Consider the following 15,741-nt stretch of genomic DNA (forward strand, 5'->3'; position numbering starts at 1 on the left):
TCCTCGATCCACAGCCGGGTACGGTTGTTACGTGCGAGTACGTGTGGAGCAGACCGCCCTGCCCGGGATCGGCGTACGCCACGACGTGGTGACCGTCTCCGGGCGCCGGCTCGGCGTGGTGACGCACCGCAACGGTCGGCGGGACCTGGTCCTGTACGACCCCGACGACCCGGACTCCTGCACCGCCGACATCCCGCTCACCGACGACGAGGCCGAGGCGCTGGCCGACATCCTCGGTGCCTCGCTGATGCTCGGCCAGCTCTCCGGGCTGCGCCAGCAGGCCGCCGGGCTGCTCACCGAGCAGATCGCCATCCCGGCCGGCTCGATGTACGTCGGCCGGCGGCTCGGCGACACGCAGGCTCGCACCCGCACCGGCGCTTCCATCGTCGCGGTCCTCCGGGAACGCGACGTGATCGCCTCACCCGATCCGACCTTCCGGTTCGAGACCGGCGATGTCGTGGTCGTGGTCGGCACCCGCCAGGGACTCGACGGTGTCACCGCGATCCTCGCCGAGACCGACCCGGACGGCTGAGGCGGATGCACCACACCACAGTCCTGCTCATCGAGGTGGGCGCGCTGCTGCTCGCTCTGGGACTGCTCAGCCGGCTCAGCCGGCGGATCGGGCTCTCGCCGATCCCGCTCTATCTGCTCGCCGGGCTCGCCTTCGGGCACGGCGGGCTGGTGCCTCTCTCGGCCAGCGAGGAGTTCTTCCAGGTCGGTGCCGAGATCGGCGTGATCCTGCTGCTGGTCATGCTCGGCCTCGAGTACTCGGCCACCGAGCTGGTCGGCAACCTGCGGGCCGCGGCACCGGCCGGCCTCATCGACGGTCTGCTCAACGCGCTGCCCGGTGCGGCCTTCGGGCTGCTGCTCGGCTGGGGCTGGATCGGCGCGGTGGTGCTGGCCGGTGTCACCTGGGTCTCCTCGTCCGGCGTGGTCGCCAAGGTGCTCTCCGACCTCGGCCGGGTCGGTAACCGGGAGACCCCGGTCATCCTGTCGGTGCTGGTCATCGAGGACCTCGCGATGGCGCTCTACCTGCCACTGGTCACCGCGATCCTCGGCGGTCAGACCCTGCTCCGCGGTGGCCTCGCGCTGACCGTCGCCGTCTTCACCGTGATGCTGGTGCTGGTGGTGGCGATCCGGTACGGCCACTTCATCTCCCGGCTGCTCTCCGCGCAGGACCCCGAGGCGCTGCTGCTCGGCGTGCTCGGGCTGACCCTGCTGGTCGCCGGCATCGCGGCCGGACTCCAGGTGTCGGCGGCGGTCGGCGCGTTCCTGGTCGGCATCGCGCTCTCCGGGCCGGTGGCGCACAACGCGACGGAACTGCTCTCGCCGCTGCGGGATCTCTTCGCCGCCGTCTTCTTCGTCTTCTTCGGGCTGGTCACCGATCCCCGGGCGATCCCGCCGGTCCTGCTGCCGGCACTGGCCCTGGCCGTGATCACCATGGCCACCAAGGTGCTCACCGGCTATCTGGCGGCGAAACGGGTGGGCATCGGACTGCCCGGCCGGTGGCGGGCCGGACTGGCCCTGGCGCCCCGGGGCGAATTCTCCATCGTCATCGCCGGACTCGCGGTCGCCACCAGTGTGGTCAACCCGGAGCTCGGCCCGCTGGCCACCGCGTACGTGCTGATCACCGTGGTGACCGGCCCGATGCTGGCCCGGCTGCCCGACCTCGCGTGGTTCAAGCGGTGGCTGCGCCGGTCCGCGGCGGGCGGGCCGGCCCCGGCGACCGCGACGGAGTGAGCCGGGCGGCCGTCGTGCTCCACATGTCGGGATCGCTGTCCGGCCAATGCCCCCTAACCGTAACGGGTTGATGAAATGACACATGGCGACTCTTTCGCAGATTGGCGACAGCGCGTTACCGTGTCGCCGCAATAGCCAGAGGTCTTGCGGGGGCCGGGTGCCCGGCAGCCGCGCGAGCGGAAAGGCGGCCCGTTGAGCGTGCAAGACTCAGCGTTCCGGGGCTTTGCCAACCCGGTGGATCCCTCACCCGCCGAGCTGCGGGCGTGGGCCTACGAGCCAGACGCGGTACCGCTGCATACCATGCCGAAGGACTGGGACCTGCTCGTCTCCGGCGACCGGCTGATCAACACCCTGTTCGAGCTGGCCATGGACCGGTCGTGCCCGGCCCGCCGCTTCGCGCTGCACTGCCTCTACATCTATGCGGCGGACGGCATCCGGACCAGGTTCCAGGCCCATCCCAAGCGGCGGCTGCGGAAGCTGGTCGAGCAGGCCGAGCGGATCGGCGACGAGCCGATGACCATCTGGGCGCACAACGCCCGGATGCTCCAGGCCAGGCCGGAGCTGTTCGACTACCACGACTGGTGCGAAGGTGGGCTCGTCCGCCAGGGCCGCCGGCTGAGCTGACCCGCGATGGGCCGGGACCCCCCGTGGACCCCGGGCCACCAGCTACCGCCGGTGCGGAGCCGGGGATGCCCGCATTCGTGCCGGAAGCCCGTGCCACCATGGCCACCGCCGTCCGGCCGGCAACCGCGGCGAAAGTCCGCACCACCGGTCAGGTTACTGACCGGATCGGCCGGGCGCTGTGGAATTCGGCAGCCGGCAGTGTTGTCGGCGGAGCCGCCAGGAAGAGCGGAGCCGCCAGGAAGAGCGGAGCCGCCAGGAAGAGCGGAGCCGCCAGGAAGAGCTGGCGCTCGCACGATCCGTGGACGAGCGCCAGCGGTGATCCTCACGTGAACGGTCGCGACGCCGGCCGGCGAGCACCGTACCGACGACGTGTGCCGGCCTCTCGACAGGTCGGCACCGGGACCTGGTCGGGCGGAGCGGCCTAGTCGCAGTGCAGCCAGTTGAAGTGGTACGTGGTGCTCACGCTGCCGTCGGTGGAGTCCATCATCATGAAGCTGGTGGTCGTCGGCTTCGACGTACCTCGATTCACCCGCAGCTCGGTGTTGATGTTGAGGTAACGGATCTCGCCGCAGGGCGCGTAGGTCAGCTCGGCCATGTCGGTGAGGTCGGTCGTCTGCCAGCTGTCACTGAGCGGGCCGGTGAAGGAGTGCGTCCGGGCGTCCGTCGGTGACGTGCCCTGGATGTAGTAGCTCGTCCGCTGCATGCCGCTGGCGCCGCGTTCGAGGTGGGCGAAGCCGCGGTAGTCGGCCTGCCGGATCGCGTACGTGAAGCCACCGGGGATCTTGACCTCCAGGACGAGCTGACAGTTCTTCCTGAAGTCGGTCGGCGCGGTGCCGGCCCCTGCCTGGGCGAGGTAGTCGCTGTAGGTCACGGTGAAGGCCGTGTTGTCGGGGGCGGTGGCGACCGCCGCGGTGCCGAGCCGGCAGCCCGATCCGTTGACCGTCTTGATCTCGACAGTGATGCGTTCGGACGGCGGGTTCGTGGTGGGCTCGGGGTCGTCGATTGCCGGCATGCCCATCAACGAGGCTGCCAGAGTGCCGATGAGTAGCGCGTGCAGCATTTCCGGTGCTCCCTTCGATCACCGTCGCGCGGGCTGTTGCCCGCGCGGGCTGTTCCCTGCTCCAACCGTCGGTTGGATGACCCTCCCTGCCGGCACCCGCAGGCCGGCGAGCCGGCTGCTCGGGTGCCCGCTTCCCGGGCCGGGACGCCGTGGGCGGAGCCTGCGCGTCCCGACCCGGAGGCACCGCGTCAGTCCTCGTCACATTCCTGCCACGCGAAGTGGTAGATCGTGCTGATCCCGCCGTCCGTGGAGTCCATCGTCATGAAGCTCGTGGTGGTCGCCGGGTTGGAGGTCCCGACGTTCACCCGCAGCTCGGTGTTGATGTTGAGGAAGCGCATCTCGCCGCAGGGCGCGTAGCTCACCGAGGTGAGTTCGGAGGTGTCGGTCGTCTGCCAGCTGTCGTCCAGCGGGCCGCTGAACGAGTGGTTCTTGTACGTCGTCGGCGACGAGCCCTGGAAGTAGTAGTTCGCCCGTGCCACGGCGGACGCACCGGGCGCCAGATATCCGTAGCCGCGGTAGTCGGCCTGGAGAATCGCGTAGGTGAAGCCCTCCGGCACGTGCACCTGCAGGGCCAGCTGGCAGTTCTTCCGGGCGTCGGTCGGCCGTGCCCCCACGCCGACCTGGGCCAGATAGTCGCTGTAGGTCACCGTGAAGGCCGTGTTGTCGGGAGCGACGGCCACCGCCGCGGTCCCGGCCGGACAACCCGAACCATTGATGGTGATGACGTCGATTTCAATCTTCTGGTCCGGAGGCTCTACGGGTGGATCCGTCGGGATGACAATCGGGCCGGCAAGCATCGAGGCAACGAGGCTGCCAATAGCCAGCACACTGATCATGGGTTCCCTCCCGATCGTTGCGATAATGTCGCGCGCGTGGATTAACTTTAGCGCCTTATATTGATCAGCGTCAATATCTTTGTGATGGGTGCAGCTGCGCATGGCGGGAATGACGTGGGCGGTGCCCCGGAAAGCGTAAGGGCCCCCCGGGTCGGCCGATGGACACTACAATTCCACCGACCGCCCCGGGGGGCCTATTTCGCGCTAAACCCGCAAGCCGTCGCCAGGCGACGAGGAGCGGCGTTGGATCAGCACTCCCTCCAACTGAGGTGGTAGACACTGCGCACACTGCCCCGGCTCTGGTCCATCGCCATGAAGCTCGTGCCACTCTCGGAGCCCCCGGCGTCCACCCGCAACTCGGTGTTGACGTTGAGGTTGCGCTCCTGGCCACAGGGCGCGTAGACCAGCCCTGCGGCCCGGTCCGTCGTCTGCCACCCGCCGGTGTACGGGCCGGTGAACTCGTGAGCCACCGAGGTGGTCGGCGAGGTCCCCATGAAGTAGTAGTGCGAGTGCTGCGAGCCGTCGGCCCCCCGCTGCAGGTAGGCGAAGCCCTGGTGGTCCACCTGGGTCACCGCGAAGGTGAAGCCCTGCGGGATCTGCACGCGGAGGCTGAGCTGGCAGTTCTTGCGGGATTCGGTCGGCTTCGCTCCGGCACCGGCCAGAACGAAGTAGTCGCTGTAGCTAATCGTGAAGGCCGTGTTGTCGGCTGCGGTGTTCACCTTGGCCGTCCCCGCGGGGCAGCCCGAGCCGTTGACGGTCTCCACGCTGATGGTGATCCTTTCGTTCGGGACCGCCACAGGCTGGGAGGGTGCCGTCGGGGCAAGCAGTGCCGCGAGTACGCCGCCGACAGCCATCACGTTGGACATGGTAATTCCTTCCGGTCGTCGCGATGCGGTCGCGCCCGCAGCCCACCATAGTCAAGACATTCGTGGTCGTCAATTAAGTAATCATGGTCCCATCCACATTTTCGAGAGGAACGATCATTATCTCGTTCACATTGCAGGCATTCGCGGGGCCACGCCTGGAGCGCGGCGCCCGGGAGCACTACTCGGCACCTCGTCGCCCGCGTCCGCACCGGCCCGCGGCGACAAGAAGCTTCATGACCTCAAGGGTGCGCGACGGAAAGATCCAGGATCCGACCTGGCTCCGGATCCGACGTCACCCGCTATAGACGGTGCAACCTTGGCGGTGATCCCGGGGTAATGGTTTCAGGACGTCTTCTTCCGTCGGATTCCAGGAATCGGACGTAACGTGCGTGAAACACCCGCAGTAATGGTTTTCGGAGCATCCGGTGAGTTGCCGGCGGTAACGCGTCGATTGGTCGATTAGTGACAGCCGGGTCCGGAGCAGAACCCGTCGACCGCCGGCTGGCCGCCGGCGGCCAGCCGGGACGGCGTGTCGGCGCACAGATCAGCCGGACGGCGCGTGCCGGCGCCAGGAGATCAGGCGGACGGGTCGCCGGTGCGGCGGGGGCGCCAGACGACCAGCGCCGTCGACGGGCGGGTGGTCGGCACGAGGTCCCGTCGTGGCAGGCCGCCCAGTGCCTCCAGCTCGGCCAGCCGGCGGTAGGCGGCCGTCAACTCGGCCTCCAACTGGGCCACCCGCTGCTGGAGGTCGTCGACCATCTGCTCCAGGACGATGATCCGCTTGATGCCGGCCAGGTTGACCCCGTCGTCCTGGCTGAGCCGCTGCACCTCGCGGAGCAGGGCGACGTCCCGGGCGCTGTACCGGCGCCCACCGCCCGGGGCACGACCAGGCTGCACCAGCCCCATCCGGTCGTACTGGCGCAGGGTCTGCGGGTGCATGCCGGCCATCTTCGCCGCGACCGAGATCATCAGAACCTTGGCGTCGGACGCCTGCTCGATCGAGACGACGACGTACTCCCCAGCCACCTTGATCACCTCCGCGATGCCAACAGCTCAGTTGAAACGACGCACCCGGGCGTCCAGATGTTCCCGTCCCGCCGCCGGGGTCTGCGCGGCGAACTCCTCCAGCGCCTTGCGCGCCTCGGCCGAGAGCTGCTCGGGGACCACGATCTCGACGGTCACCAGCAGGTCGCCGGCCTGGCCGTCGCGGCGGACCACACCCCTGCCCCGGGCCCGCAGCGTACGGCCGCTCGGCGTGCCCGGCGGCACCCGCAGGGTCACCGGGGCGTCCAGGGTGGGCACCCGCAGGTCCGTCCCGAGCACCGCCTCCGCGATGGTGATCGGCACGGTCAGCGTCAGGTCGTCCCCGCTGCGCCCGAAGAGGTCGTCCCCGCGGACCTTGACCAGCACGTAGAGGTCACCGGGCGGCCCGCCCCGGTCACCGGGCTCGCCCCGGCCGGCGAGCCGGATCCGCTGGCCGTCCGCGACGCCCGCCGGAAAACGGACGGTGAGCGTGCGGGACTTGGTCACCCCGCCGGTGCCCCGGCACTCCGGGCACTTCTCGTCCACGATCGTGCCGACGCCCTGGCACTCCCGGCACGGCTCGGAGAAGCTGAACGAGCCCTGGTTGCGGGTCACCACCCCGGCGCCCCGGCACTGCGGGCAGGTCCGGGGCAGCGTCCCCGGCTTGGCGCCGTCACCGTGACAGGTGTCGCAGACGCCGGGCGCGCGCAGTGTCAACGGCACCGTCACGCCGCGTACGGCATCGTCGAAGTCCAGCATGACCTCGGCCTCGACGTCCCGGCCGCGAGCCGGGCCACGGGTCCGGGTCGGCCCGCCGCCGGAGAAGATCGAGCTGAACAGGTCGGAGAAGCCCGCACCGCCGAACCGGCGGTCGCCGTCGTCCGCACCGCCCGGCTGCCCCATCCCGCCGAAGAGGTCGGAGACGTCGAACGGATAGCCGCCCGGCCCGCCGGACCGGGCGTTGCGGCGGAACGCGCCCGATCCGAAGAGCGAGCGCATCTCGTCGTACTCCTTGCGCTTGCGCGGGTCGGCGAGCACGTCGTACGCCTCGGAGACGGCCTTGAACCGCTCCTCGGCGGCGGTGTCGCCCGGATTGTGGTCCGGGTGCGATTCGCGGGCCAGCTTGCGGTACGCCTTCTTGATCTCGTCAGCGGAGGCGGACCTGGCCACCCCCAGCACGGCGTAGAAGTCCTTCTCCAGCCAGTCTTTGGAACTCATCGGTCCGCCACCTCCTCTCCCCGTGGCGCGGTCGAGGTGCCGCTCCCGGCCCGCCCGACGGACGGGACCCGGATGGCACCTCGACCGCGACCCACCGGTTCACACCCGCTCCGGCTCACCCTGGCCCCTCCGGCGCACCGGCGCGCTCACTCCGGCTCCGGGTCGGCCACCGCGACCAGTGCGGGCCGCAGCAGCGAGTCGTTGACCTGGTAGCCACGGCGCAGCACGTCGACGCAGGTCGGCTCGGTGACCTCGGCCGAGGTCTGGTGCGCGACCGCCTCGTGCTGGTTGGGGTCGAACGGGTCGCCCTTCTCACCGAACGGGGTCAGCCCGAACTTCGCCAGCGCCGTGGTCAGCTGCTCCGCCACCGTGCCGAACGGCCCGACCAGGTCACCGTGCTCGCGGGCCCGGTCCAGGTCGTCGAGTACGGGCAGCAGCGCGGCCAGCACCACCCGGGTGGCCCGGTCCGCGTCCCGGGCCCGCTCCCGGTCCATCCGCTTGCGGTAGTTGGCGAACTCGGCCGTCACCCGCTGGAGGTCCCTGGTCCGCTCGTCCAGATCGGCCCGGAGCGCACCCAGTTCGGCGCCGAGCGGGCCGGGGCCGTCGCCCTCGGCGGTGCCGCCCTCGGCGACGGGCTCGGCCGGGGCGTCCACCACCGGGCCGTCCGTCCCCGACGGCCGCTCCGCCGCCAGTACCTCGGCGAGCTCGGCGTCGTCGACGACCGGAGCGGCCGGGTCCGGTTCTGTGGTGGCGTCCCCGGCCGGGTCGGTCGTCGCGCCGCCGGCCACCTCCGGCCCGCCCTCGACCGACTCCGCGTCGTCCACCGCACCGGCGGCCCCGGTGGAGCCGGTGTCGTCGACCTCGCCGGCCGACAGGACCTGCTCGGCGTCTCCGGCCGGCGGCTCCGGGTCCGGGTTGGGATCCTTCGCCGCCAGCTCGACCCCCTCCGGGGTACCGGCACCGGCCTCCCGGTCGGAGTCCGGGGTGCCACCGGTCAAGTTGATCTTACGGTTGTTCCGGATGACGACGCCCTCCCCGACCGTGCCCTCGGCACGGCCGGCGGGCGTGGAGCCACCCGGCGCCGACCCGGTGGTCTCCGGATCAGCGGCTCGTGGCTTCTCCGTCATACAACTACCTCGATCCGTCGTGCGTACGGCCAGCCCGGGTACGGGAGGAGCTGGTGGTCACTTCTTGTCGTCCTCGTCGACGATCTCCGCGTCCACCACGTCGTCGGCCCCGCCCGGGGTGCCGGTCGGCCCGGCCTGCGGGCCACCCGCACCGGCGGCACCGCCGCCCGCGCCCGGCTGCCCCTGCTCGGCCTGCTGCTGCGCGTAGAGCAGCGAACCCGCCTCCTGGGAGACCTTGAGCAGCTTCTCGTGCGCCGTCTTGACACCCTCCAGATCGGTCCCGCCGAGCGCCGAGCGCAGGTCGCCGAGCGCCTCGTTGATCTTGTCACGCTGGTCGGCCGGAAGCTTGTCCCCGCTCTCGGCGAGGAACTTCTCGGTCTGCCACTGGAGCTGCTCGGCCTGGTTGCGGGTCTCCGCCTCCTCCCGGCGCCGCTTGTCCTCGTCGGCGTGGTCCTGGGCGTCCCGCATCATCCGCTCGATGTCATCCTTCGGCAGCGCGGAGCCACCGGTGATGGTCATCGACTGCTCCTTGCCGGTGCCGAGGTCCTTCGCGTTGACGTGCACGATGCCGTTCGCGTCGATGTCGAAGGTGACCTCGATCTGCGGCACACCGCGCGGCGCCGGCGGCAGGCCGGTCAGCTCGAAGGTGCCGAGCTTCTTGTTGTACGCCGCGATGTCCCGCTCGCCCTGGAAGACCTGGATCAGCACCGACGGCTGGTTGTCGTCGGCGGTGGTGAAGACCTCGGAGCGCTTGGTCGGGATGGTCGTGTTGCGCTCGATCAGCTTGGTGAAGATGCCGCCCTTGGTCTCGATGCCCAGCGACAGCGGGGTCACGTCCAGCAGCAGGACGTCCTTGACCTCGCCCTTGAGCACGCCGGCCTGCAGCGCGGCACCGACGGCGACGACCTCGTCCGGGTTCACGCCCTTGTTGGGCTCCCGGCCGGTGAGCTGCTTGACCAGGTCGGAGACGGCCGGCATCCGGGTCGAGCCGCCGACCAGGATCACGTGGTCGACGTCGGAGACCTTGACCCCGGCGTCCTTGATCGCCTGGTCGAACGGGCCCTTGCAGCGGTCGAGCAGGTCCTGCGTCATCCGTTGGAACTCGGCCCGGGAGAGCGTCACGTCGAGGTGCAGCGGCGCCGACGGCGCACCGTCGCCGCCCGCCGGACCGGCCGTGATGTACGGAAGGTTGATGCTGGTCGTGGTGGCGGCGGAGAGCTCGATCTTGGCCTTCTCGGCCGCCTCGCGCAGCCGCTGCATCGCCATCTTGTCCTGGGAGAGGTCGACGCCGTGCTGGCCCCGGAAGGTCTTCACCAGGTGGTCGATGATCCGCTCGTCCCAGTCGTCGCCACCGAGGTGGTTGTCACCGCTCGTCGACTTGACCTCGATGACCCCCTCGGCGAGCTCCAGTAGCGACACGTCGAAGGTGCCGCCGCCGAGGTCGAAGACCAGGACGGTCTGCTCCTTGGAACCCTTGTCCAGCCCGTACGCCAGCGCCGCCGCGGTCGGCTCGTTCACGATCCGCAGTACGTTGAAGCCGGCGATCTCACCGGCCTCCTTGGTGGCGGTCCGCTGGGCGTCGCTGAAGTACGCCGGGACGGTGATCACGGCGTCGGTGATCCGCTCGCCCAGGTAAGCCTCGGCGTCCCGCTTGAGCTTCATCAGCGTCCGGGCGGAGATCTCCTGTGAGGTGTACTTCTTGCCGTCGATGTCGACGGACCAGTTGGTGCCCATCTCCCGCTTGACCGACCGGATGGTCCGGTCCGGGTTGGTCACCGCCTGACGCTTGGCGACCTCGCCGACGAGCACCTCGCCGTTGCGGGCGAACGCGACGATCGAAGGAGTCGTCCGCGAGCCCTCGGCGTTCGCGATGACGGTGGGCTCACCGCCCTCGAGAACGCTGACGCAGGAATTCGTCGTGCCGAGGTCGATTCCGACCGCACGTGCCATCTTCGCTTCCTCGCTTCGTTACAAGGCAGGTGACGGGCACCGCCCGCAGTGCACCCACCGCAAGTTGAGTGGACCGGACTCAATAGTGCCACGATCTCCGGGAGGTGCAAAGTCGGACTTGAGCCACATCGACGCAACCCCCGCTCGGGTATCGACGAGGGTTTACCGCGATCCGGACAAGGGGCCCGAGAACCGGCGGCCGACGACGCGCTGATCCATAAGCAACCGTGCCTGTTGTCTGTGTTGCAGCGATCGGGCAGTCTTTACCCGTGACGACCCACGGCGAACCGGCCACCGGCCTCGACACGCCCCCGGTCGGTCCAGTCTCCCGCATCGGCGGCACCGGCACCGGCACCACGCCACCGCCGCACGGCGACACCACGCCACCGCCCACCGGCGACGCCGCCGCCGAGCTGCGCTGGGCACTGACCCGGCTGCGCGCCGCGATCGACGTCACCGCCTACCCGCTGACCCTGCCGGGAGCGGACGAGGCCCGCCAGCTCGCGTCGGCACTCCGCGCCCAGCTCGCCGACTATCTGCTGCCCCGGCTCGCCCGGCTCGACGCCCCGCTGCTCGTGGTGGTCGGCGGCTCGACCGGTGCCGGCAAGTCGACCCTGGTCAACAGCCTGGTGCAGGCCCGGGTCAGCAGCGTCGGCGTGCTGCGGCCGACGACCCGGTCGCCGGTGCTGGTCTGCAGCCCGCTCGACGCGGCGTGGTTCCGGCAGGGCGAACTGCTGCCCAACCTGACCCGCACCACCACACCGGGCGACCGGCCGGACACGCTGCACCTGGTCACCGCGCCAGCCCTGCCGGCCGGGCTGGCGTTCCTGGACGCCCCGGACATCGACTCGGTGGTCGAGGCCAACCGGACGCTCGCCGCGCAGCTCCTCGCCGCCGCCGACCTGTGGCTCTTCGTCACCACCGCCGCCCGGTACGCCGACGCGGTGCCCTGGGAGCTGCTGCACACCGCCCGGCTACGCGGGACCGCGATCGCGCTGGTCCTCGACCGGGTACCCCCGGCGGCCGCCGAGGAGGTGACCGCGCACCTCACCGAGATGCTGGCCGCACACCACCTCGACGCCGCACCGCTCTTCGTCCTGCCGGAGACCGTGGTCGACGGCCAGGGGCTGCTGCCGGGGCGGCTGACCGAGCCGCTGCGCGCCTGGTTCGGCCGGCTCGCCGCCGACTCCGAGGCCCGGGCGGCGGTGATCCGGCAGACCCTCGACGGCGCGGTCGGCGCGCTCGGCCCGGCCGTCGACACGCTGGCCACCGCCGCCGACCAGCAGGCGACCGCCGCACAGGCGCTCGACGAACGGGTCCGCGGCGGCTATCGGGGCGCCCGCCGCTCGGTGGAGGAGGCACTGCGGGACGGCCGGCTACTCCGGGGCGAGGTGCTGGCCCGGTGGCAGGAGTTCGTCGGCACCGGCGAGCTGTTCCGCACCCTGGAGGCCCGGGTCGGCCAGCTCCGCGACCGGATCGTCGCGGCGGTGACCGGCCGGCCCGCCCCGAACGCCCAGCTCCGGACCGCGATCGAGTCCCAACTCGTCACGCTGCTGCGCGAGGCCGCCGCGACCGCTGCCGAACAGACCGCCGCGGCCTGGCAGACCCATCCGGCCGGCGCCGCACTCCTCACCCCGGAGCTGTCCCGGCCCGGCGACGACCTGACGGAACGCGCCGAGCGCCTGGTCCGGGACTGGCAGCGCAGCGTGCTGGAGCTGGTCCGCTCCTCCGGCGGCGACAAGCGCTTCGTCGCCCGCAGCGCGGCGTACGCGGTGAACGCCACCGGACTGGCCGTGATGATCGCGGTCTTCGCCAGCACCGCCTTCATCCCGACCGGCCTGGAGGTGGCGGCCGCGGGCGGCACCACGGTCGCCGCACAGAAGGTTCTCGAAGCGGTCTTCGGCGACCAGGCGATCCGCAGCCTGGCCAACCGTGCCCGGTCGGAGCTCCTGGGAATGGTCGACCACCTCTTCGGCGAGGAGGCGGCCCGCTACCTGGCCCGCACGGCGGCGGCCGGTGTCGACGCCAACCACGGCGACGAGCTGCGCACGGCGGCCCGGCTGGTCGGGGAGGCCCGGTCGGCCGGAGGGGAGGCGGCAGCCCGATGACCGACATCCTGGGCAGGGTCCGGGACGCGTTCCGCACCGACCAGCGGGCCGACCCGGACCGGCTGGTCGAGCGCCTGCACGCCGTCGACCGGTTCCTGCACACCGTCGACGGTCACCTTCCCGACGAGCGGCTGGTCGCCGCGCACACCCTCGTCGAACGGGCCGGCACCCGGCTGGCCCTCTCGCTCAACCACACCGTGGTGGCGCTGGCCGGCGCCACCGGCAGCGGCAAGTCCAGCCTCTTCAACTCGCTGGCCCGGTTCGAGATGTCGCCGGTCGGGGTGCGCCGGCCGACGACCGGGGTCACCCACGCCTGCGTCTGGGGGCCGCTGGACGGCGCGACCCGGCTGCTCGACTGGGTGGGCGTACTGCCCCGGCACCGGTTCGTCCGGGAGAGCGCGCTGGACGGCGCGGACGAGGCCGCCCTGCACGGACTGGTCCTGCTCGACCTGCCCGACTTCGACTCGGTCGAGTGGTCGCACCGCACCGAGGTCGACCGGCTGCTCGGCCTCGTCGACCTGGTCGTCTGGGTGGTCGACCCACAGAAATACGCCGACCGGGTGCTGCACCGCGGCTACCTGCGGGAGCTCCACCGCCACCGGGACGTCACCGTCGTGGTGCTCAACCAGGCGGACCGGCTACAGCCGGACGAGCTGACCCGGGTCCTGGCCGACCTGCGCCGGCTGGTCGACGCCGACCAGCTCAGCGGGGTGCCGGTGCTCGCCACCTCGGCGCTCAGCGACACCGGCACGGCACCGCTGCGGTCGGTCCTCGAGCAGGCCGTCGCCGAGCGGCAGGCGGCGCTGCGGCGCCTCTCCGGCGACGTCGACACCGTCGTCGAAGGGCTCGCCGACCTGGTCGGCACCGATCGGGCCGACGACGACGTGGACCGGCCGACGATCCGCCGGCTGATCGACGCGCTCGCCGGTGCGGCGGGCGTACCGGCGGTGGCGGAGGCGACGGAGCAGGCATACCGGCACCGGGCGGTGGCGGCGACCGGCTGGCCGCTGGCCCGGGGGCTGCGGCGGCTCCGCCCCGACCCGCTGCGCCGGCTGCACCTGGGCGGCGGCGCGGACGGGGCTCCGGCGCCCCTGCCGGCAAGCGCCGGGCTCGGCATCGAGCGACCGCCGCTGGCGGCGACCTCGGTCCCGGAACCGAGCGCCGCGCAGCGCTCCGCAGTCGGGCTGGCCCTCCGGGCGGTCGCCGACCGGGCCGGCACGACCCTGCCGGCCACCTGGTCGGCGGCGGTGGCGACGGCGGCCCGCTCCCGGCTGGCCGACCTGCCCGACGCGCTGGACCGCGCCGTGGCCGGCACCGATCTCGGGGTGGAACGCCGGCCGGTCTGGTGGCGGGTGGTCAACGCGGTGCAGTGGCTGGTGACCGTCACCGCCACCGTCGGCCTCGGCTGGCTGCTCCTCGGTTACGCGGTACGCGCCCTCGGGCTGCCGGAACTCGACTACCCGATGGTCGGGGTGGTGCCGCTGCCCACGGTCCTGCTCCTCGGCGGCCTGCTCCTCGGCGCGCTCCTCTCCCTGCTGGCCAAACCCGTGATCAGGTGGGCCGCCCGGCGGGCGCGGTGGCGGGCCGAGGGCCGGATGCACGACGCGGTGGCCGAGGCCGCCCGGGGGTACGTGGTGGCACCGGTCCGCGAGGTGCTGCGCGCGTACGCCGAGGCGCGCTCCGCACTGGCCGTGGCCGCGAAATCCCGATGACCGGTACGCCCCGCCCGCTCCCCCGCTGACCAGCGCCGATCCGCCCGCCGGCCGCGCCGTGCCGCCGCCGGGACCGGCCGGTACCGGCGCGCTGCTGGTGCTGGACCGGTGCCTCCGGGCGTAGGGTCGGTCCATGGCCCCGCCTCGGACCCCCATCGAAGCCGTGCTCCATGCCGCCCGTGACGTGACCAAGCTCGACTGCGCGCTCGACGCCGAGATGCTCGGCACCGCACTGCTCGGCAGCGTCTACGCGATCGCGGAGGAGGACCGCAGCAGCGCCGTCCGGGACTTCGTGAGCGATTTCCTCTCCGCGACCTCCCGTCGACGTACCGCCGCCGCGACCACGATCCGGACGGTCTTCGCGGCCCTGGTGCCGGACGCCGCGGGCGCCGGCGCCGTCAAGCCGGGCGCGCAGGCGCCGTCCTGGTCCGACCAGCTCGGCAAGGTACGGCTGACCGGCAGCTACGCCTACGGCGACGTGTACGGCGACCAGACCTCCTACCTCGCCACCTTCGCCTACGACGACAGCGTGGCCGGCGGACCGGAGCACGCCGTGGTGGCCCTGGTCGACCACAACATCGGCATCACCAAGGACGTCTTCGTGGGCGGTCCCGCCGAACGGATCCTCGGCCAGGTCCGGCAGATGTGTGACGGGGACGCCCTGACCTGGTTCCGCGAGGAGGATCCGGCCCGGCTGCGTGGCGAGGTGGACCGCCACCTGCACATCACCGACGAGCTGGGCGACCTGCCCGGCGAGGGTTCGCTCGCCACCGACCGGACCCTGGTCGGTGCCCGCCTGGCGCTGCTCCCGCCGCCGGCACCGGTCGCCACGATCGGGACGGAGCCGGAGCCGCTCTCGGCGACCGAGCGGGACCGGCTGGTCCGCACCTTCCTCGCCTCGCCGGAGGCGGCCCGCTTCGGGCTGCCCGAGGTCCCCGAGACCGATCTCGCCTCCCTGCACTTCTGTCTCAGCCTGGTGCTCGACCACTCCGCCACGTTCCCGGACCCGGACCCGCTGCGCTGGAGTCCGGCGGTGGCCGGCCTCTTCCTGCTCGACTGGGTGCACCGGCGGGCCGTACTCGACATGGACGACGCCGCGATGCTGCCCCGGGTGGTCCGGAGCTGGTGCGCGTACGCCGCGCGGCGGCGGGGACTGCCGGCGGAGGCGGCGGCCCAGACCGACAGCTCGGTCGAGGAGATGGTGCCGGAGTTCGTCCGGCTCTACACCACCGGTGAGCGGCGCAGCCCGGCGACGGCGGCGGTGGCCCAGCTCATCGCCGACGGCGTGGACCCGGACGACCCGGCGGCGCTGGACGCCTGGATCGAGGCGAACCGGCAGCGTCTGGACGACGACCCGGCGTGACGGCCTCGCCGGGGCCCGCGGTCGGCTCCGTACGCCGGTCGGCCCTGCGGCTCGGTCCTGCCCGGTCGGTCCTGCCCGGTCGGTCCTGCCCGGTCGGTCCTGCCCGGTCGGTCG

The 15,741-nt window shown here is 71.8% G+C and carries 13 protein-coding genes; 6 read left to right on the forward strand and 7 right to left on the reverse strand.

The genetic code is table 11. The annotated features are described in order from the left end of the window. The first annotated feature begins 31 nt into the window (after window positions 1–31). From ACN27G_RS30420 to ACN27G_RS30430, 3 genes are all read left to right on the forward strand, one after another. A complete protein-coding gene (locus ACN27G_RS30420; RefSeq protein ID WP_421496118.1) occupies window positions 32–532 on the forward strand; it encodes a cation:proton antiporter regulatory subunit in 501 nt (166 codons plus the stop codon). A gap of 5 nt (window positions 533–537) precedes the next feature. Beyond that, entirely contained in the window at window positions 538–1,740 is a 1,203-nt protein-coding gene (locus ACN27G_RS30425) for a cation:proton antiporter (protein ID WP_421496119.1), read from the forward strand. A 192-nt stretch (window positions 1,741–1,932) separates the two neighbouring features. Further along, on the forward strand, window positions 1,933–2,364 hold the full coding sequence (locus ACN27G_RS30430; RefSeq protein WP_421496120.1) for a hypothetical protein: 432 nt from the start codon (window positions 1,933–1,935) through the stop codon (window positions 2,362–2,364). A gap of 421 nt (window positions 2,365–2,785) precedes the next feature. On the opposite strand, the gene ACN27G_RS30435 is transcribed toward ACN27G_RS30430, so the two are convergent. The 7 genes from ACN27G_RS30435 to dnaK form a co-directional block, all read right to left on the reverse strand. Next, entirely contained in the window at window positions 2,786–3,424 is a 639-nt protein-coding gene (locus ACN27G_RS30435; RefSeq protein WP_421496121.1) for a DUF4360 domain-containing protein, read from the reverse strand. Between the two features lie 188 nt (window positions 3,425–3,612). Beyond that, window positions 3,613–4,260: a DUF4360 domain-containing protein gene (locus ACN27G_RS30440; protein ID WP_421496122.1), complete on the reverse strand. Its 648-nt coding sequence runs from the start codon at window positions 4,258–4,260 to the stop codon at window positions 3,613–3,615. A gap of 248 nt (window positions 4,261–4,508) precedes the next feature. Beyond that, on the reverse strand, window positions 4,509–5,126 hold the full coding sequence (locus tag ACN27G_RS30445; protein ID WP_421496123.1) for a DUF4360 domain-containing protein: 618 nt from the start codon (window positions 5,124–5,126) through the stop codon (window positions 4,509–4,511). 576 nt (window positions 5,127–5,702) lie between these two features. Further along, a complete protein-coding gene (locus tag ACN27G_RS30450) occupies window positions 5,703–6,095 on the reverse strand; it encodes a heat shock protein transcriptional repressor HspR (protein WP_421497514.1) in 393 nt (130 codons plus the stop codon). A gap of 84 nt (window positions 6,096–6,179) precedes the next feature. Then, the gene (dnaJ, locus tag ACN27G_RS30455) at window positions 6,180–7,367 is read right to left on the reverse strand and encodes a molecular chaperone DnaJ (protein ID WP_421496124.1); all 1,188 of its coding nucleotides are present in this window, start codon (window positions 7,365–7,367) and stop codon (window positions 6,180–6,182) included. Between the two features lie 146 nt (window positions 7,368–7,513). Continuing rightward, on the reverse strand, window positions 7,514–8,494 hold the full coding sequence (gene grpE / locus ACN27G_RS30460; protein ID WP_421496125.1) for a nucleotide exchange factor GrpE: 981 nt from the start codon (window positions 8,492–8,494) through the stop codon (window positions 7,514–7,516). A gap of 57 nt (window positions 8,495–8,551) precedes the next feature. Continuing rightward, window positions 8,552–10,444, reverse strand: a complete 1,893-nt coding sequence (dnaK, locus tag ACN27G_RS30465; protein WP_421496126.1) for a molecular chaperone DnaK — start codon at window positions 10,442–10,444, stop codon at window positions 8,552–8,554. 269 nt (window positions 10,445–10,713) lie between these two features. Between dnaK and ACN27G_RS30470 the strand changes: the two genes are divergently transcribed. The 3 genes from ACN27G_RS30470 to ACN27G_RS30480 all read left to right on the forward strand — a co-directional run bounded on the left by ACN27G_RS30470 (window position 10,714) and on the right by ACN27G_RS30480 (window position 15,627). Then, on the forward strand, window positions 10,714–12,552 hold the full coding sequence (locus ACN27G_RS30470) for an ABC transporter (RefSeq protein ID WP_421496127.1): 1,839 nt from the start codon (window positions 10,714–10,716) through the stop codon (window positions 12,550–12,552). After that, window positions 12,549–14,264: a GTPase gene (locus ACN27G_RS30475; RefSeq protein ID WP_421496128.1), complete on the forward strand. Its 1,716-nt coding sequence runs from the start codon at window positions 12,549–12,551 to the stop codon at window positions 14,262–14,264. The genes ACN27G_RS30470 and ACN27G_RS30475 overlap by 4 nt, the downstream gene beginning before the upstream one ends. A 133-nt stretch (window positions 14,265–14,397) precedes the next feature. Continuing rightward, entirely contained in the window at window positions 14,398–15,627 is a 1,230-nt protein-coding gene (locus ACN27G_RS30480; RefSeq protein WP_421496129.1) for a hypothetical protein, read from the forward strand. Window positions 15,628–15,741: the final 114 nt, after the last annotated feature.

It is taken from the genome of Plantactinospora sp. WMMB334, assembly GCF_049179095.1.
In the GTDB taxonomy this organism is placed as follows: domain Bacteria; phylum Actinomycetota; class Actinomycetes; order Mycobacteriales; family Micromonosporaceae; genus Plantactinospora.